Raw genomic sequence first — 16,779 nt, forward strand, 5'->3', positions numbered from 1 at the left:
GCCGTGTTCGAGCGGGGAATCCTAGCACAGCGCCCTCTTCTAATCAGGACGGCGGCTAGATCGAAAGGGTATATGAATATACCCCCTCGTTTGGGCTCCAGCCCTGTAGTCAAATCGGGTTCGGGCAATCGATGAAGATGTGCTCGAGGGCGAAACGTCGCGCCAGGTAATCACCCAAAGCCTGCACACCGTAACGCTCGGTGGCATGGTGGCCGGCGGCGATGAAACTGATATCGTTTTCCCGGGCGCTGTGGAACGTCTGCTCGGAGGCCTCGCCGCTGAGGTACAGATCGACACCGGCCAACACCGCCTGGTCAATGTAACCCTGCCCGCCACCGGTGCACCAGCCGACCCGACGAATCATCTCGCTGCCTTCGATCAGCAGCGGCTCGCGCCCCATGACTTCCTGTACCCGACGGGCAAAATCGCGGGGAGTCATCGGTTCGCTCAACGAGCCGACCAACCCGACGATTTTCAGGTTATCCGGATCCAGTGGGCCTTCGACGGTGATGTCCAATTGTCGGGCAAGCTGTACGTTGTTGCCGACTTCCGGGTGCAGGTCCAGCGGCAAGTGATAAGACAGCAGGCTGATGTCGTGCTTGAGCAGGGTTTTCAACCGGCGCTGCTTCATGCCGGTGATGCACGGGTTCTCGCCTTTCCAGAAATAGCCGTGATGCACCAGCACCAGATCGGCCTGGGCCTCCACCGCGGCGTCCAGCAACGCCTGGCTGGCGGTGACACCGCTGACGATGCGCATTACTTGCGGCCGGCCTTCGACCTGCAAGCCGTTGGGGCAGTAATCGGCGATCTTCGCACTTGCCAGGTAACGGTCGGCTTCTTCGACCAGGGTGCTCAGGGCGACGGCCATAAAAGACTCCTAAATATCCCGTTCAGAGGCGCGCGCGGCCTCGTATAATGCGCGACATTATGGGCGGTCTCATACCGCCTGCAACCTCTCAGGACGTGCTTAATGCTCAAGGCGCTGCGTTTTTCCGGCTGGCCGCTGTTGGCCGGCGTGCTTGTCGCTCTACTGATTATTCAGCGTTACCCGCAGTGGGTCGGGCTGCCAAGCCTCGACGTCAATCTGCAACAAGCCCCGCAAACCCTTGGTGTGCAGCAGGGCCCGGTGTCCTATGCCGATGCGGTGACCACGGCTGCGCCGTCGGTGGTCAACCTTTACACCACCAAAGTGGTCAACAAACCGAGCCATCCGCTGTTTGAAGACCCGCAGTTCCGCCGCTTCTTCGGCGACAACTCGCCCAAGCAGAAGCGCATGGAGTCGAGCCTCGGTTCGGGCGTGATCATGAGCCCGGAAGGTTACCTGCTGACCAACAACCACGTGACCAGCGGTGCCGACCAGATCGTGGTGGCGCTCAAGGATGGTCGTGAAACCCTGGCCCGGGTCATCGGCAGCGACCCGGAAACCGACCTCGCGGTATTGAAGATCGACCTGAAAAACCTGCCGTCGATCACCGTCGGCCGTTCCGACAACCTGCGCATCGGCGACGTGGCCCTGGCCATCGGCAACCCGTTCGGCGTCGGCCAGACCGTGACCATGGGGATCATCAGTGCCACCGGGCGCAATCAGTTGGGCCTGAACAACTACGAAGACTTCATCCAGACCGACGCCGCGATCAACCCCGGCAACTCCGGTGGTGCGCTGGTGGACGCCAACGGCAACCTGACCGGCATCAACACGGCGATCTTCTCCAAGTCCGGCGGCTCGCAAGGCATCGGCTTCGCGATCCCGGTCAAACTGGCGATGGAAGTGATGAAGTCGATCATCGAACACGGCCAGGTGATTCGCGGCTGGCTCGGCATCGAAGTGCAACCGTTGAGTCAGGAACTGGCGGAGTCGTTTGGCCTGTCGGGACGCCCGGGCATTGTGGTCGCGGGGATTTTCCGTGACGGCCCAGCGCAGAAGGCCGGCCTGCAACTGGGCGACGTGATCCTCAGCATCGATGGTGAACCGGCTGGCGATGGTCGCAAGTCAATGAACCAGGTGGCGCGCATCAAGCCAACCGACAAGGTCACGATCCAGGTCATGCGCAACGGCAAAGAGCTCAAGCTCACCGCAGAAATCGGTCTGCGTCCGCCACCGGCACCGGTCCAGGAAAAAGAAGAACAGTAAGCCGTAGGAGCTGCCGAAGGTTCGGGCCGCGTTCGGACGATCTTTTACGCCCTCGAAAGCTCCACCGCTCCAAAGCCGTTAACGGCAGACATTCTCATTAGGCATGTTATATTGTTTCAATATCACTATTGGAACAACATAACATGTCGTCTCGAACAATGGCTTCCCTCGCAGGCCTGGCCCTCGGTCTGCTGGGAGATCCGGTCTTCGCCGAAGAACCCCAAACCGTTGAACTGGACGCCATCAGCGTCACCTCCGACTACGAATCCCCCACCGGCTCGGTCAAGGGCTATCGCGCGACACGTTCTTCCAGCGCGACCAAAACCGACACCGCCCTTCGCGACATCCCGCAATCGATCAGCGTGATTCCTGTCAGTGTGCTCAAGGATTTGGGCAGCACCAGCGTCGAGCGCGCCCTGGATTTTGCCGGCGGGGTGTCGAAGCAGAACAACTTTGGCGGCCTGACGCTTTACGAATACAGCGTGCGCGGCTTCACCACCTCGGAGTTCTACAAGGACGGTTTCAGCGCCAACCGCGGCTATCCGAGCACGCCGGACGTGGCCAACATCGAACGCATCGAAGTGCTCAAAGGCCCGGCCGCCAGCCTCTATGGGCGTGGCGATCCGGGCGGCACGGTGAACATTGTCACCAAGAAACCCCAGCCCGAAGCCTTCACCACCCTGCAGACCAGCGCCGGCAGCTGGGATCGTTATCGCACCGCCGTGGACGTCAACACGCCGCTGGATGATGCCGGCAACGTTCTGTCCCGGGTGAACCTGGCCGTCGAGGACAACCACAGCTTTCGCGATCACGTCGACAGCCAGCGTGTGTTCGTTGCTCCGTCGTTCAGCTGGCAGCTGAATCCGGACACCAGCCTGTTGGTGGAGAGCGAGTTGGTCCGCCACAGTTCGACATTCGATCGCGGCGTCGTCGCGCCGAACAATAAGTGGAGCGGCGTCTCCCGCTCGACCTTCCTCGGCGAACCCAACGACGGCAACATCGACAACCACAACAACCTGCTGCAAGCCACCCTCGAACACCAACTCAACGACCGCTGGAAACTGCGCCTGGCCAGCCATTACAAGGAAGGCAAGCTCTGGGGCTTCGCCTCCGAAAATCGGCCATTGAACGCCGACGGCCATACCATCAACCGTCGCTACCGCGAGCGCGACACCAACTGGCACGACAGCATCACCCAACTCGAACTGCGCGGCCTGTTCGACATCGGCAGTTGGCAACACGAACTGCTGATCGGCAGCGAGTACGAAAACTTCCGCAAGAACGAACGGGTCACGACCATTGCCGGCGGCCCCTACGCCATCGATATCTATCGGCCGATCTACGGCCAGCCGAAACCCGATGGTGCGCGCTCCGGGACCGACTTCTTCGAGCACGTCGAAAGCCAGGCGCTGAACCTGCAGGACCAGATCGTCTTCACCGACAAACTGCGCGGCATGCTCGGTGTGCGCTTCGAACATTTCGAACAGCGCATCGACGATCACAGCCGCGGCACGACCAGCCACCAGCGCCACGACGCGCTGACTCAACGGGCTGGCCTGCTCTACCAACTGACGCCCGAAGTGGGACTGTTCGCCAACGCCTCCACTTCGTTCAAACCGAACAATGGCCTGGACGCTGCCGGTAAGTCCTTCGACCCGGAAGAAGGTGTCGGCTACGAAGTCGGGATCAAGAGCGAGCTGTTTGACGATCGCTTGAGCAGCACCCTCGCCGCCTTTCATATCGACAAGGAAAACGTCCTGGCCCTCGACCCGAGCACCGACTCCAGCCGGGCCATGGGCAAGGCCCGCAGTCAGGGTGTCGACCTGCAAGTCACCGGGCAAGTCACCGACGCCGTGAGAGTGATTGGTGCCTTTGCTTACATCGATGCCGAAGTCACCCAAGGCGACAAGGTGACTCCCACCGGCAGCCGAATTCTCGGCGTAGCCAAACGCAGCGGCAGTTTGCTGGGGGTTTATGAGTTTCAGGATGGCCATCTGCGCGGCTCGGACCTCGGCGCCGCGTTCACCTATGTCGGTGATCGCTCGGGTGAAGCCGGCAGCGATTTCGAACTGCCCGCCTACCACACCGTCGACCTGCTGGCCCATTACAAGGCCAGCGAAAACGTCACCGTGGGCCTGAACCTGAACAACCTTTTCGACGAGAAATACTTCGAGCGCTCCTACAGCAACTACTGGGTCAACCCCGGCGAGCCGCGCAATTTCACTGTCAGCCTGACACTCAATCTGTAAAGGGAAAAATCACCATGCAACACGCTAAATCACTGGTTCTGCTGGGTCTGTTCGGCGCGATGTTCGCCTCTCACGTCTCGGCCCACGGCCTGTGGACCGAACAACGTCGCGGCAACATCGAAGTCATCTACGGCCACGGCGCCGAAGACAACGCCTTCAAGGCGCAGAAAATCAGCGGCGCCTGGGCCTATGACGCCAGCGGCAAAATGATCCCGGTGAGCGTGCTACGCCTGGCCGACCACGCCCGCCTGCAACCGTTGAAATCGCCGGCGGTGATGGCCGTGGCGCTGAACAATGGCATGTGGTCGCAGACCGCCGATAAAAAATGGATCAACGAAGGACGCAGCAAAGTGCCTGGGGCGATCGAGTCGACCCAGACCTTCAAATACAGCCTGGCGATTTACCAGCCGGGGGCGAAGCTGCCGAAGCTCGATCAGATAAAACTGCTGATTCTGCCGGAGGTTGATCCGCTGACCGTCGGGCCGGGGAAATCGTTGCCGGTTCGAGTGCTACTCGATGGCAAACCAGCGGCGGGTGTGAAGTTGGTGGGCGACTATCGCAGCGCGCCGGATACCTTGAGCACCGAGACCGACGCAGATGGCCGGGCGCAAGTATTGGTGCGTAATGAAGGGTTGAATGTGATTGCGGCGCAGGTGGAAATCCCGCTAAAGGACAATGCTGATGTGGCGACGCGTGGGCTCTTCAGCTCGTTGACGTTCCTCGGCGAACCGCATCACGAGTAACACACCAAACCCAGTAGGAGCGAGCGTTGCTCGCTCCTACTGGATCAGTTTAGAGATCGCCGAGGCCGTCGATCAGTGCCTGATTCTGCTCCGGCGCGCCGATGGAAATCCGCAGGAACTGGGCAATCCGCTCCTGCTTGAAGTGCCGAACGATCACGCCCTGCTCACGCAACTTCGCCGCCAGCCCCGCCGCATCGTGCTTCGGGTGACGGGCGAAAATGAAGTTCGCCGCCGACGGCAACACTTCAAACCCCTTCGCCTCCAGTTGCGCGACCACTTGCTCGCGACTCTCGATGACCAACCGGCAAGTCTTGTCGAAATACTCGCGATCTTCGAACGCCGCCGCAGCCCCCACAATCGCCAGGCGATCCAGCGGGTAGGAGTTGAAGCTGTTCTTGATCCGCTCCAGTGCCTCGATCAGGTCCGGGTGCCCCACGGCCAGGCCAACCCGCAGGCCGGCCAGGGAACGGGATTTGGACAGGGTCTGCGTCACCAACAGGTTCGGATAACGGTCCACCAGCGTGATCGCCGTTTCACCGCCGAAGTCGATGTAAGCCTCATCCACCACGACCACCGAATCCGGGCTGGCCTTGAGGATTCGCTCAACAGCGTCCAGCGCCAACAGGCAACCGGTCGGCGCATTCGGGTTCGGGAAGATGATCCCGCCGTTCGGCTTGGCATAGTCCGCCGGGTTGATCTGGAACTGCTCGTCCAGCGCAACCGCATCGAACTTGATGCCATACAACCCGCAGTAAACCGGGTAGAAGCTGTAGCTGATGTCCGGGAACAGCAGCGGTTTATCGTGCTGCAGCAAACCGTGAAAGATGTGCGCCAGGACTTCATCGGAACCGTTACCGAGGAACACCTGATTGCCCTGCACGCCGTAGTACTTGGCAACAGCTTGCTTGAGCAGGTCGCTGTTCGGGTCCGGGTACAGACGCAGGTTGTCGTTCAGTTCGGTCTGCATCGCCGCCAGGGCTTTTGGCGATGGACCGTACGGGTTTTCGTTGGTGTTGAGCTTCACCAGCTTTGCCAGTTTCGGCTGTTCGCCCGGCACATAAGGCACCAGATTCTTGACGAACGGGCTCCAGAATTTACTCATGCTCAGTTCCCCTGCTTGTCATCAAGAATGCGGTATTCAGCACTGCGGGCGTGAGCGCTCAGCGATTCGCCACGGGCCAGTACGGAGGCGGTCTTGCCCAGTTCGGAGGCACCCTGCTCGGAGCAGAAGATGATCGACGAACGTTTCTGGAAGTCGTAAACACCCAGCGGCGAGGAGAAGCGCGCAGTGCCGGAGGTCGGCAATACGTGGTTCGGACCTGCGCAGTAGTCGCCCAGGGCCTCGGAAGTGTGGCGGCCCATGAAGATCGCGCCGGCGTGACGGATCTGCGGCAGCCAGGCCTGCGGATCGGCGACCGACAGCTCCAGGTGCTCCGGGGCAATGCGGTTGGCCACTTCGATGGCCTGTTCCATGTCGCGAACCTTGATCAGCGCACCACGGCCATTGATCGAGGTTTCGATGATCTCGGCGCGTTCCATGGTTGGCAGCAGTTTGGCGATGCTTGCCGCGACCTTGTCGAGGAACTCGGCGTCCGGGCTGACCAGAATCGCCTGGGCATCTTCGTCGTGCTCGGCCTGGGAGAACAGGTCCATGGCGATCCAGTCCGGATCGGTCTGACCGTCGCACACCACCAGAATCTCCGACGGGCCAGCGATCATGTCGATGCCGACCTGGCCGAACACGTGGCGCTTGGCGGTGGCGACATAGATGTTGCCCGGGCCAACCACTTTGTCGACCTTCGGCACGCTTTCGGTGCCGTAAGCCAGCGCCGCAACCGCCTGGGCGCCGCCGATGGTGAACACCCGGTCGACGCCGGCGATGCAGGCTGCGGCCAGCACCAGTTCGTTGACTTCACCGCGCGGAGTCGGCACGACCATGACCACTTCGGTCACGCCCGCCACCTTGGCCGGAATCGCGTTCATCAGCACCGAGGACGGGTAGGACGCCTTGCCGCCCGGCACGTACAGACCGGCGCGATCCAGTGGCGTGACCTTCTGGCCCAGCACCGTGCCATCGGCTTCGGTGTAGCTCCAGGAGTCCTGTTTCTGCTTTTCGTGGTAGCTGCGCACACGGGTCGCGGCTTTTTCCAGGGCTTCGCGCTGAGGCACGGTGATGCGGGTCAATGCCAGTTCCAGGCGTTCACGCGGCAGAATCAAGTCCGCCATGGACGCCACTTGCAGGCCGTCGAACTTCTGGGTGAACTCGACCACCGCCGCATCGCCGCGATCACGCACGGCCTTGATGATATCCAGCACCCGCTGATTGACCGAGTCGTCAGACACACTTTCCCAGCTCAGCAGATGATCCAGATGATGTGCGAAATCCGGGTCAGCAGCGTTGAGTCGGCGAATTGCAGTCGGTGCGGTCATAGCGAGAGCCTCATAGGAATGGCAAAAACTCGGGCGCCCTAAGCTAGCCGTTGATCCGCTTGGGCACCCGAGAATTCTGGCTATGAGGCGGATAGACGGGCGCGACTCAAGGTCGCGCAGGTGAATCAGCCGCGGTGTCGAGACTCCACTGCCTTGCGCAGGGTGTCGATCAACGCCTGGATACGGGCATGCTGCATTTTCATCGACGCCTTGTTGACGATCAGACGGGAGCTGATGGCAGCGATGAAATCCTGTGGTTCCAGGCCATTGGCCCGGAGCGTGTTACCGGTGTCGACCACGTCGATGATCTTGTCCGCCAGACCGATCAGCGGCGCCAGTTCCATCGAGCCGTAGAGCTTGATGATGTCGACCTGACGACCCTGTTCGGCATAGTAGCGCTTGGCGACGTTGACGAACTTGGTGGCAATGCGCAGACGGCCCTTGGGCTCGACTGCGCCGACTTTACCGGCCGTCATCAGTTTGCACTGGGCGATTTGCAGGTCCAGTGGCTCGTACAGACCCTGGCCGCCGTATTCCATCAGCACGTCTTTACCGGCGACGCCCAGGTCGGCGGCACCATGCTCGACATAGGTCGGCACATCGGTGGCACGCACGATCAGCAAGCGCACATCGGCCTGGGTCGTGGGGATGATCAGCTTGCGGCTCTTGTCCGGATTCTCGGTCGGCACGATGCCCGCTTCAGCCAGAAGCGGCAAGGTGTCGTCAAGGATGCGGCCCTTGGACAGTGCGATAGTCAACATGGGAAACGTCAGTCCTTATCAAGGTACTCATGCCCGGACGCAAATGGCGCCGGACACACATCGAGCCTGAAACAGACTCGACTTCAACAAATCAACGGGCACGTCCCTGCGCCCATGCAGCAGAAACTAGCCCGGTACGCGGCGGATCTTGGCGCCGAGCATCTGCAGTTTCTCTTCGATGCACTCGTAACCACGGTCGATGTGGTAGATGCGGTCGATCAGGGTATCGCCTTCGGCGATCAGCGCCGAGATCACCAGGCTGGCCGAAGCACGCAGGTCGGTGGCCATGACTGGCGCGCCCTTGAGCTTTTCGATGCCGGTGACGATGGCGGTGTTGCCCTCGACCTGGATATGCGCGCCCATGCGGTGCAGTTCGTAAACGTGCATGAAACGGTTTTCGAAGATCGTCTCGATCACCGCACCGGTGCCTTCGGCAATGGCGTTGAGGGAGATGAACTGCGCCTGCATGTCGGTCGGGAACGCCGGGTAAGGAGCGGTCCGCACGTTGACGGCTTTCGGCCGCTTGCCGTGCATGTTCAGCTCGATCCAGTCTTCACCGGTGGTGATTTCGGCGCCGGATTCACGAAGTTTTTCCAGAACAGCTTCGAGGATGGTCGGATCGGTGTCCTTGACCTTCACACGCCCGCCGGTGACCGCTGCCGCCACCAGATAGGTGCCGGTCTCGATACGGTCAGGCATCACTTTGTAAGTGGTCGTGTGCAGACGCTCGACGCCATCGATGGTGATGGTGTCGGTGCCGGCGCCGGAAACCTTCGCGCCCATGGCGTTCAGGAAGTTCGCCAGGTCGACGACTTCAGGCTCGCGAGCGGCGTTGGCCAGAACGCTGCGGCCCTTGGCCAGAGCGGCCGCCATCATGATGTTCTCGGTACCGGTCACGCTGACGGTGTCGAAGAAGAAGTGCGCACCGCGCAGGCCGCCTTCAGGGGCCTTGGCCTTGATGTAGCCGCCTTCGACGTCGATGACCGCGCCCATGGCTTCAAGACCACGGATGTGCAGGTCAACCGGACGCGAACCGATGGCGCAACCGCCAGGCAGTGCAACTTCGGCTTCACCGAAACGGGCAACCATCGGGCCCAGCACCAGGATCGAGGCGCGCATGGTTTTAACCAGTTCGTACGGCGCGATCAAGGTCTTGATGGTGCGTGGGTCGATTTCGACGCTGAGTTTCTCGTCGATCACAGGTTCAATGCCCATGCGACCGAACAGCTCGATCATGGTGGTGATGTCGTGCAGGTGCGGCAGGTTGGCCACGGTCACCGGGCCATCGCACAGCAAGGTGGCAGCCAGGATCGGCAGGGCAGAGTTCTTTGCCCCGGAAATGCGGATCTCGCCATCAAGACGAGCGCCACCGGTAATAATCAATTTATCCATAAGAATCTCGACGCCCTTGGGCTCAGGTGCGCTCGGCCCAGGCCGCGCTGCTGAAAAATTTCATAGTGACCGCATGGATGCTGCCATCGACAATCCACGGGTTCAAATGGGCATAGATGCTCTGCTGACGCTTCACCGGGCTCAACGCCGCCAGTTCATCGCTAATCACGTTCAGCTGAAAGTTGCAGCCTTCGCCCTCAACTTCTACCTGAGCTCCGGGCAGCTTTCCTTCAAGAAAGCTCTTCACTTCGTTGGCCTGCATGCTCAACCTCAATCGGCGCCCTGTGCGCGCGGGTCGGACATCATACAAAAAAGCCCCGCGCCTGCGAACCCCGCGAAGCAGGACTCTGACGGGGGGCTTCTTTATAGATGCGGTTCAGGGGTGCGCCAACAGCTCGGTCAACTCACTGACCTGAGCGATTTTGCGCATGTCTTCGGGCATCGCGCGAATGCTCACGGCCTTGCCGGCCACCTGAGCATCGCGCATGAAGCACAGCAGCAGCGACAAGCCGACACTGCTGGACTTCTCCACTGCGGAGCAATCGACCACCAGCGCAGGCGCCTTGCTGGATTTGATCAGTACCTGCCCCTGCTTGCGCAAGTTCGGGCCGGTCCGGTAATCCAGCACACCGCTGAGCAGCAGCTCGCCGGTTTCGCTCATGCGAATGGCCGACTCACTCATTGGGCTTTCTTCTCGACAGCTTTTTCGGTGTTTTCCTTGGCTTTGGCGACTTCCCCGGCCCAACCATTGATGGTCTTGTCCAGGTCGTTGCCATTGCGCTGCATCGCATCAGCGAACTGATCGCGGAACAGCTTGCCGATATTGATGCCGTTGATGATGACGTTACGCAGCTTCCATTCGCCGTTGATCTTTTCGAGTGTGTAAGACACAGGATAGATCGCGCCGCTGCTGCCTTTGACCGTCATGCCAACGCTGGTACGGTCTCCCGATTCATCCTTGGCAGGCTCAACAGTGATGCCCTGGTTGTTGTATTCGAGCAATGCGTTGCCATAAAACTGGAACAGGCCCTTTTTGAAGTTTTCTTCAAACGTCTTCATTTGCTCGGGCGTTGCTTTGCGCGAGTATTTGACGGTCATGATGCTTTTGGAAATGCCCTCGGCATCCACCACGGGGCCGACGATGGTATTCAACGCCGTATAAAAGTCTTGTGGATCCTGCTTGTACTTCTCTTTATTGGCCGACAGGTCGGCGAGCATCCGGGTCGTGGTGTCCTGAACCAGATCGTGCGCCGACTGCGCCGCCACAGCGTTAGCCATCAACGGCAAGGCCGCGAGCAATATCAACAGGCCACGTCGCAAGATAGAGATCATTGAAAAGCTCCTCATTTGGCGTCTTTGCTAACGGTATTGAGCAGAAATTTACCAATCAGGTCCTCGAGCACCAGCGACGACTGCGTGTCGTGGATGGTTCCACCATCCTTGAGCAGGGTTTGTTCCCCGCCCACGCTGATACCGATGTATTTCTCACCCAACAGGCCAGCGGTCAGGATAGATGCAGTGGAGTCAGTCGGCAGGTTATCTACGCGCTTTTCCAGTTGCATGGTCACCCGACCGGTGAAGCTGTCGCGATCCAGATCGATCGCCGTGACCTTGCCGATGGTCACACCAGCCATGGTCACTTTAGCTCTGACCGTCAAACCGGCGATATTATCGAAATATGCATAAAGTTTATAAGTGTCGGTGCTCGGGCTCGGGGACAGGCCACTGACCCGCAACGCAAGCAACAGCAAAGCCAGGATGCCAGCCAGCAAGAAAAGGCCGACACCGATTTCCAGGGTGCGGTTTTGCATCAGAAATCTCCAAACATCAAGGCGGTCAGAATAAAGTCCAGGCCGAGTACCGCCAAAGAGGCGTACACCACGGTCTTGGTAGTGGCACGACTGATCCCCTCGGAAGTGGGCTCGCAGTCATAGCCTTGGAATACGGCGATCCAGGTCACGACGAAGGCAAAAACGATGCTTTTGATAATGCCGTTAAGCACATCGTCGACAAACGTCACGCTGTTTTGCATGTTCGACCAGTAGGAACCTTCATAGACACCCAGCCAGTCGACGGCCACCCACGAACCACCCCAGATACCCACCACGCTGAAAATCATTGCCAGCACCGGCAGGGAAATGAAGCCGGCCCACAGGCGCGGGGCAATGATGTATTTGAGCGGGTCAACCCCGATCATTTCCAGACTGGACAGTTGCTCGGTGGACTTCATGTTGCCGATTTCGGCGGTCAGCGCCGAACCCGCACGCCCGGCGAACAGCAAGGCCGTGACGACCGGCCCCAGTTCACGCAGCAGCGTCAGCGCAACCATCTGCCCGACAGCCTGCTCCGAGCCATAGCTGGACAGGATGTTGAAGCCCTGCAGCGCCAGCACCATGCCGATGAACACCCCGGAGACCACGATGATCACCAGGGACATCACGCCAACCGAATGCAGTTGCTTGACCAGCAGGCCAAAACTGCCGCCGATGCCACCGCGACCGAGCAAGGCATGAAACAGGAACAGCGCCGAACGCCCGAACACCGCCAGCACATCGATGCCGGCGTGGCCGAAACGGCGCACTCTTTCTATTAATGAAATCTTGCGCATCAGCGCTTCCCCAGAAGATCTGCGCGGTAATCCGTCGCTGGAAAGTGGTATGCGACCGGGCCGTCGGGTTCGCCAGTCATGAACTGGCGAATCCGTGGTTCCTGCGAATTCATCAATTCCTTGGGTGTGCCCTGCCCCAACACTTGCCCGTCGCCCACCACAATGATGTAGTCGGCGATGCTCGCGGTCTCGGCCAGATCATGGGAGACCACGATGCTGGTGATGCCCAGCGCATCGTTGAGCAGGCGGATCAGGCGCACCAGCACGCCCATGGCGATCGGATCCTGGCCGACAAAAGGCTCGTCATACATGAGAATCTGCGGATCGAGGGCAATCGCCCGGGCCAGAGCGACTCGACGCTTCATGCCGCCGGACAGTTCGTCAGGCATCAGGTCAATGGCGCCACGCAAGCCCACGGCCTGCAATTTGAGCAGGACAATATCGCGAATCATCTCTTCCGGCAGCGTGGTATGAACACGCAGCGGAAAGGCGACGTTCTCGAATACATCGAGATCGGTAAACAGCGCGCCGCTCTGAAACAGCACGCCCATGTGCTTGCGCGCATCGAACAAATCGCTGCGCGACAACGTTGGCAGGTTCTGGCCATTGACCCAGACTTCGCCGCTGGTGGGGCGCAATTGGGCCCCCATCAACCGCAACAGCGTGGTCTTGCCACACCCGGAAGGCCCCATGATGCCGGTGACCTTGCCGCGTGGTATGCGGATATCGATGTTATTGAAAATGCTGCGCGCACCGCGCTTGAAGGTCAGTCCCTTCAGCTCGACCGCGTAGGCGTTATCGGCACTCATCTAAACTCCTTGCGATGCAGCCTCTCACTCGGACGCCTGGCCTTCTGACGAAAGCACATACCTCCCCGGGCAGGCCGAACTGGCGGCGAACTATATCACTGCAAAGGCCAAGCGCCCAAGGCCCAAGCCGGGCACGTTCAGCAACGTGACCACCTGAAATCATCTATTTAGAGGGTTTCGGTAACAAGGAATGACAAACCGCGACGAACTTGCGTGAGGGTTTTGATCATTACCGTTATAATCGCCGCCTTTTCATCAGGCTATACGATTTCTGACATGAGCCAATCCAGCGACCTGATTCAATCTGCACAACGCACCATCCGTCTCGAACTGGAAGCCGTGCAAGGCTTGTTACCCCATATCGACGCAGATTTCGTACGCGCTTGCGAGATGATTCTGGCCAGCAAAGGCCGCGTAGTCGTGGTCGGCATGGGCAAATCGGGGCACATCGGCAACAAGATCGCCGCCACCCTGGCCAGCACCGGCACCACGGCGTTCTTCGTGCATCCAGCCGAAGCCAGCCACGGCGACATGGGCATGATCACGCGTGACGACATCATCCTGGCACTGTCGAACTCCGGCTCCACCAATGAAATCGTTACCCTGCTGCCACTGATCAAGCGCCTGGGAATCAAATTGATCAGCGTCACCGGCAATCCCGACTCGGCACTGGCCAAGGCTGCCGAGGTCAACCTCAACGTTCACGTCGAGCACGAAGCCTGCCCGCTGAACCTGGCGCCAACCTCATCGACCACCGCCGCTCTGGTGATGGGCGATGCCCTGGCGGTGGCGCTGCTGGAAGCCCGCGGTTTTACCGCTGAAGATTTCGCTTTTTCCCACCCAGGCGGCGCACTTGGCCGACGCTTGCTTCTGAAAGTGGAAAACGTCATGCACGCCGGGCAAGAGCTGCCGCAGGTTCAGCGCGGCACCCTGCTCAAGGACGCATTGATGGAAATGACCCGCAAGGGCCTGGGCATGACCGTGATTCTGGAAGCCAACGGTAAACTTGCCGGGATCTTCACCGACGGCGATCTGCGTCGCACCCTGGACCGCAGCATCGACATCCACAGCGCCACCATCGAGCAGGTGATGACCGCCCACGGCAAGACCGCACGTGCCGAGATGCTGGCTGCCGAGGCGTTGAAAATCATGGAAGACCACAAGATCAATGCACTGGTCGTGGTCGACAGCGAAGACCGCCCGGTCGGCGCCCTGAACATGCACGATTTGCTGCGCGCTGGAGTAATGTAATGAGCACGGACCTGCTGCAACGCGGCAAACAGATCAAACTGGCGGTATTCGACGTCGACGGCGTACTGACCGACGGGCGCCTGTACTTCCTCGAAGACGGCAGCGAATTCAAGACTTTCAACACCCTCGACGGCCAAGGCATCAAGATGTTGATGGCAGCCGGCGTGCAGACCGCTATCATCAGCGGACGCAAGACCCCGGTGGTCGAACGACGAGCCAGGAACCTCGGCATTCCACACCTGTACCAGGGTCGCGAAGACAAACTGGTGGTGCTCGACGAGCTCCTTGCCCAACTCAACCTGAACTATGAACAAGTGGCCTACCTCGGCGACGACCTGCCGGACCTGCCGGTGATTCGCCGCGTCGGTCTGGGCATGGCCGTGGCCAACGCCGCCAGCTTCGTGCGCGAACACGCCCACGGCATCACCCAGGCCCGTGGCGGCGAGGGTGCCGCGCGCGAATTCTGCGAATTGATCCTGCGCGCCCAGGGCCGCCTCGATGCGGCCAACGCCGCGTACCTGTGAGCCCATCATGCTGAGCAAAAAGATTCGCAACATCCTGATATTCGGTTGCATCGCGGCGCTATTCGCAGCGGTCGGCTACTGGAACATCAGCCCGGAACGCTTCCTCGATAAGCCAGTGGTCAAGGTCGATGAAAGCGCGATCGACTATTACGCCATCAACGCCCACAGCGTGCAGTACCTGCCGGACGGCAAATTGCAGTACGAAATGACGTCCGACAAGGTCGAACACCTGAAGGCGACGGAAGTGACGTTGCTGTCCAACCCTGACCTGAACATGTTTCGTGGCACCGAATTCCCTTGGCACGTCCAGAGCGAACGCGGCGAAGTCAACGCGGACGGCACCCAGGTCGAGCTGATCGACTCGGTACGTATCACGCGTTTCGACGAAAAAAACCGTAAAACCCTGATTACCACCACCCGTATGACAGTGTTCCCGCAGCAGCAATATGCGCAGACCGATCAACCCGTTAGAATCGACGGCGCCGGCGGTGTATCGACAGGCAACGGAATGAAAGCGTACTTGAAAGAAAGCAGGATACACCTGCTATCGAACGTAAGAGGACAGTATGAGGCTCGTTAAAACCCTCCCTATTTTGCTCAGTCTGAGCGCAGCACTGGGAAGCGTGAGCGCCTGGGCTCTGCCGACCGATCAAGCGCAGCCTATCCGCATTCAGGCCGACGACGCCCAACTGGACGACAAGAACGGTGTTGCCACCTATAAAGGTGATGTGATCATCACTCAGGGCTCGATGAAGGTCACCGGCAACACCGTGACCATCACTCGCACCCCGACTGGCGACATCGACGTGGTGACCTCGGTGGGCAACCTGGCGTACTTCGAGCAGTTGCAAACAGCTGGCGACACCAAGCCTGTTCAGGGTTGGGGCGTGACCATCCAATATCACGCCGCGCAAAACCGCGTCGTACTGATCGACAAGGCCAAAGTTGTCGACAAGGACAACAACGTCACCCAGGGCGAAAAAATCGTCTATGACACGGTGAAAAAACTCGCCAGCGCCGGTCGCGCCACGGGCAGCAAGGTCACCGAGACACGTCCGCGTATCGACATGGTGATCCAGCCGAAGAAGAAAACCGACGAGAAAACCCAGTAATGGCAACTCTGAAAGCTCAGCATCTGGCCAAGAGCTACAAGAGCCGCCAGGTCGTGCGTGACGTCAGCCTGTCCATCGACAGCGGCCAGATCGTCGGCCTGCTTGGCCCCAACGGCGCCGGCAAAACCACCTGTTTCTACATGATCGTGGGTCTGGTACAAGCCGATCAGGGTCGCGTACTGATCGACGACCTGGACGTCAGCCACCAGCCGATGCACGGTCGTGCGAAGGCCGGTATCGGCTATCTTCCGCAAGAAGCGTCGATCTTCCGCAAACTGTCAGTGACCGACAACATCATGGCCATCCTCGAGACCCGCAAGGAACTCGACAAGGCCGGTCGCCGCAAAGAGCTGGAAAGCCTGCTGCAGGAGTTTCACATCCACCACATCCGTGACAGCCTTGGCATGAGCCTGTCCGGTGGTGAACGCCGTCGAGTGGAAATCGCCCGGGCACTGGCCACCAACCCGAAATTCATCCTCCTCGACGAACCCTTCGCCGGCGTGGATCCGATCTCGGTGGGCGACATCAAGCAGATCATCCATCACCTCAAGGCCAAAGGCATTGGCGTGCTGATCACTGACCACAACGTCCGTGAAACCCTGGACATCTGCGAAACCGCCTACATCGTCAACGATGGCCAGCTGATCGCCGAAGGCGACTCCGCCACCATCCTGGCCAACGAACTGGTCAAGGAAGTGTATCTGGGCCATGAGTTCCGCCTGTAAGCGCTGAGGTGCCTGGCCAGTCGCCTCGGTGCTCATCTCAATAA

The 16,779-nt window shown here is 59.9% G+C and carries 19 protein-coding genes; 8 read left to right on the forward strand and 11 right to left on the reverse strand.

The features are described 5' to 3' along the window. Positions 1-109: 109 nt before the first annotated feature. On the reverse strand, positions 110-868 hold the full coding sequence (locus LOY36_RS23820) for a Nif3-like dinuclear metal center hexameric protein (protein WP_018927191.1): 759 nt from the start codon (positions 866-868) through the stop codon (positions 110-112). Between the two features lie 102 nt (positions 869-970). Here LOY36_RS23820 and algW point away from each other — a divergent pair, with 102 nt between their 5' ends. The 3 genes from algW to LOY36_RS23835 all read left to right on the forward strand — a co-directional run bounded on the left by algW (position 971) and on the right by LOY36_RS23835 (position 5,123). Then, on the forward strand, positions 971-2,131 hold the full coding sequence (gene algW, locus LOY36_RS23825) for a Do family serine endopeptidase AlgW (RefSeq protein ID WP_258671155.1): 1,161 nt from the start codon (positions 971-973) through the stop codon (positions 2,129-2,131). 143 nt (positions 2,132-2,274) lie between these two features. Further along, the gene (locus LOY36_RS23830) at positions 2,275-4,380 is read left to right on the forward strand and encodes a TonB-dependent siderophore receptor (protein ID WP_258671156.1); all 2,106 of its coding nucleotides are present in this window, start codon (positions 2,275-2,277) and stop codon (positions 4,378-4,380) included. Between the two features lie 14 nt (positions 4,381-4,394). Next, the gene (locus LOY36_RS23835; RefSeq protein ID WP_258671157.1) at positions 4,395-5,123 is read left to right on the forward strand and encodes a DUF4198 domain-containing protein; all 729 of its coding nucleotides are present in this window, start codon (positions 4,395-4,397) and stop codon (positions 5,121-5,123) included. Positions 5,124-5,172: 49 nt separating this feature from the next. Here the strand turns inward: LOY36_RS23835 and hisC are convergent, their stop codons facing one another. From hisC to LOY36_RS23885, 10 genes are all read right to left on the reverse strand, one after another. Further along, entirely contained in the window at positions 5,173-6,225 is a 1,053-nt protein-coding gene (hisC, locus tag LOY36_RS23840; RefSeq protein ID WP_258671158.1) for a histidinol-phosphate transaminase, read from the reverse strand. A 2-nt stretch (positions 6,226-6,227) separates the two neighbouring features. After that, positions 6,228-7,553 (reverse strand): histidinol dehydrogenase, encoded by a 1,326-nt coding sequence (hisD, locus tag LOY36_RS23845; RefSeq protein WP_258671159.1) that lies wholly within the window; start codon positions 7,551-7,553, stop codon positions 6,228-6,230. Between the two features lie 125 nt (positions 7,554-7,678). Continuing rightward, on the reverse strand, positions 7,679-8,314 hold the full coding sequence (gene hisG, locus LOY36_RS23850; protein WP_007941260.1) for an ATP phosphoribosyltransferase: 636 nt from the start codon (positions 8,312-8,314) through the stop codon (positions 7,679-7,681). Between the two features lie 126 nt (positions 8,315-8,440). Next, on the reverse strand, positions 8,441-9,706 hold the full coding sequence (gene murA / locus LOY36_RS23855) for a UDP-N-acetylglucosamine 1-carboxyvinyltransferase (RefSeq protein WP_018927195.1): 1,266 nt from the start codon (positions 9,704-9,706) through the stop codon (positions 8,441-8,443). A 22-nt stretch (positions 9,707-9,728) separates the two neighbouring features. Continuing rightward, the gene (locus LOY36_RS23860; protein ID WP_007941258.1) at positions 9,729-9,968 is read right to left on the reverse strand and encodes a BolA family protein; all 240 of its coding nucleotides are present in this window, start codon (positions 9,966-9,968) and stop codon (positions 9,729-9,731) included. A 114-nt stretch (positions 9,969-10,082) separates the two neighbouring features. Continuing rightward, positions 10,083-10,388, reverse strand: a complete 306-nt coding sequence (locus tag LOY36_RS23865; RefSeq protein WP_018927197.1) for a lipid asymmetry maintenance protein MlaB — start codon at positions 10,386-10,388, stop codon at positions 10,083-10,085. Next, positions 10,385-11,038, reverse strand: coding sequence for a phospholipid-binding protein MlaC (locus LOY36_RS23870; RefSeq protein ID WP_019647660.1), 654 nt, complete (start codon positions 11,036-11,038; stop codon positions 10,385-10,387). Before LOY36_RS23870 ends, LOY36_RS23865 begins: the two co-directional genes overlap by 4 nt. Before the next feature lie 11 nt (positions 11,039-11,049). Next, positions 11,050-11,517, reverse strand: coding sequence for an outer membrane lipid asymmetry maintenance protein MlaD (mlaD, locus tag LOY36_RS23875; RefSeq protein ID WP_019647659.1), 468 nt, complete (start codon positions 11,515-11,517; stop codon positions 11,050-11,052). After that, positions 11,517-12,314 (reverse strand): lipid asymmetry maintenance ABC transporter permease subunit MlaE, encoded by a 798-nt coding sequence (gene mlaE / locus LOY36_RS23880; protein ID WP_026286502.1) that lies wholly within the window; start codon positions 12,312-12,314, stop codon positions 11,517-11,519. The genes mlaD and mlaE overlap by 1 nt, the downstream gene beginning before the upstream one ends. After that, positions 12,314-13,123: an ATP-binding cassette domain-containing protein gene (locus LOY36_RS23885; protein ID WP_019647658.1), complete on the reverse strand. Its 810-nt coding sequence runs from the start codon at positions 13,121-13,123 to the stop codon at positions 12,314-12,316. Before LOY36_RS23885 ends, mlaE begins: the two co-directional genes overlap by 1 nt. 276 nt (positions 13,124-13,399) lie before the next feature. Here LOY36_RS23885 and LOY36_RS23890 point away from each other — a divergent pair, with 276 nt between their 5' ends. The 5 genes from LOY36_RS23890 to lptB are packed head-to-tail and all read left to right on the forward strand — an operon-like array spanning position 13,400 to position 16,735. Next, positions 13,400-14,374 carry a KpsF/GutQ family sugar-phosphate isomerase gene (locus tag LOY36_RS23890; protein WP_064620295.1) on the forward strand — a complete coding sequence of 325 codons (975 nt, stop codon included), beginning with the start codon at positions 13,400-13,402 and terminating at the stop codon, positions 14,372-14,374. Next, the gene (locus LOY36_RS23895; protein WP_064620298.1) at positions 14,374-14,898 is read left to right on the forward strand and encodes an HAD family hydrolase; all 525 of its coding nucleotides are present in this window, start codon (positions 14,374-14,376) and stop codon (positions 14,896-14,898) included. The genes LOY36_RS23890 and LOY36_RS23895 overlap by 1 nt, the downstream gene beginning before the upstream one ends. Before the next feature lie 7 nt (positions 14,899-14,905). Beyond that, the gene (gene lptC / locus LOY36_RS23900; RefSeq protein ID WP_258671160.1) at positions 14,906-15,478 is read left to right on the forward strand and encodes an LPS export ABC transporter periplasmic protein LptC; all 573 of its coding nucleotides are present in this window, start codon (positions 14,906-14,908) and stop codon (positions 15,476-15,478) included. Next, a complete protein-coding gene (gene lptA / locus LOY36_RS23905; protein WP_018927205.1) occupies positions 15,465-16,010 on the forward strand; it encodes a lipopolysaccharide transport periplasmic protein LptA in 546 nt (181 codons plus the stop codon). Before lptC ends, lptA begins: the two co-directional genes overlap by 14 nt. Then, positions 16,010-16,735 carry an LPS export ABC transporter ATP-binding protein gene (gene lptB / locus LOY36_RS23910; protein WP_018927206.1) on the forward strand — a complete coding sequence of 242 codons (726 nt, stop codon included), beginning with the start codon at positions 16,010-16,012 and terminating at the stop codon, positions 16,733-16,735. The genes lptA and lptB overlap by 1 nt, the downstream gene beginning before the upstream one ends. The last annotated feature ends 44 nt before the right edge of the window (positions 16,736-16,779 follow it).

The organism is Pseudomonas sp. B21-019, from assembly GCF_024749225.1.
Taxonomy (GTDB): domain Bacteria; phylum Pseudomonadota; class Gammaproteobacteria; order Pseudomonadales; family Pseudomonadaceae; genus Aquipseudomonas.

Bases quoted from the DNA above. Each gene is read 5' to 3' on its own strand.
- lptC (WP_258671160.1), top strand. From the start codon at position 14,906: ATGCTGAGCAAAAAGATTCGCAACATCCTGATATTCGGTTGCATCGCG.
- mlaD (WP_019647659.1), bottom strand. From the start codon at position 11,517: ATGCAAAACCGCACCCTGGAAATCGGTGTCGGCCTTTTCTTGCTGGCT.
- hisC (WP_258671158.1), bottom strand. From the start codon at position 6,225: ATGAGTAAATTCTGGAGCCCGTTCGTCAAGAATCTGGTGCCTTATGTG.
- hisD (WP_258671159.1), bottom strand. From the start codon at position 7,553: ATGACCGCACCGACTGCAATTCGCCGACTCAACGCTGCTGACCCGGAT.
- lptB (WP_018927206.1), top strand. From the start codon at position 16,010: ATGGCAACTCTGAAAGCTCAGCATCTGGCCAAGAGCTACAAGAGCCGC.
- LOY36_RS23860 (WP_007941258.1), bottom strand. From the start codon at position 9,968: ATGCAGGCCAACGAAGTGAAGAGCTTTCTTGAAGGAAAGCTGCCCGGA.
- mlaE (WP_026286502.1), bottom strand. From the start codon at position 12,314: ATGCGCAAGATTTCATTAATAGAAAGAGTGCGCCGTTTCGGCCACGCC.
- hisG (WP_007941260.1), bottom strand. From the start codon at position 8,314: ATGTTGACTATCGCACTGTCCAAGGGCCGCATCCTTGACGACACCTTG.
- algW (WP_258671155.1), top strand. From the start codon at position 971: ATGCTCAAGGCGCTGCGTTTTTCCGGCTGGCCGCTGTTGGCCGGCGTG.
- lptA (WP_018927205.1), top strand. From the start codon at position 15,465: ATGAGGCTCGTTAAAACCCTCCCTATTTTGCTCAGTCTGAGCGCAGCA.
- LOY36_RS23895 (WP_064620298.1), top strand. From the start codon at position 14,374: ATGAGCACGGACCTGCTGCAACGCGGCAAACAGATCAAACTGGCGGTA.
- LOY36_RS23835 (WP_258671157.1), top strand. From the start codon at position 4,395: ATGCAACACGCTAAATCACTGGTTCTGCTGGGTCTGTTCGGCGCGATG.
- LOY36_RS23865 (WP_018927197.1), bottom strand. From the start codon at position 10,388: ATGAGTGAGTCGGCCATTCGCATGAGCGAAACCGGCGAGCTGCTGCTC.
- murA (WP_018927195.1), bottom strand. From the start codon at position 9,706: ATGGATAAATTGATTATTACCGGTGGCGCTCGTCTTGATGGCGAGATC.
- LOY36_RS23830 (WP_258671156.1), top strand. From the start codon at position 2,275: ATGTCGTCTCGAACAATGGCTTCCCTCGCAGGCCTGGCCCTCGGTCTG.
- LOY36_RS23885 (WP_019647658.1), bottom strand. From the start codon at position 13,123: ATGAGTGCCGATAACGCCTACGCGGTCGAGCTGAAGGGACTGACCTTC.
- LOY36_RS23820 (WP_018927191.1), bottom strand. From the start codon at position 868: ATGGCCGTCGCCCTGAGCACCCTGGTCGAAGAAGCCGACCGTTACCTG.
- LOY36_RS23890 (WP_064620295.1), top strand. From the start codon at position 13,400: ATGAGCCAATCCAGCGACCTGATTCAATCTGCACAACGCACCATCCGT.
- LOY36_RS23870 (WP_019647660.1), bottom strand. From the start codon at position 11,038: ATGATCTCTATCTTGCGACGTGGCCTGTTGATATTGCTCGCGGCCTTG.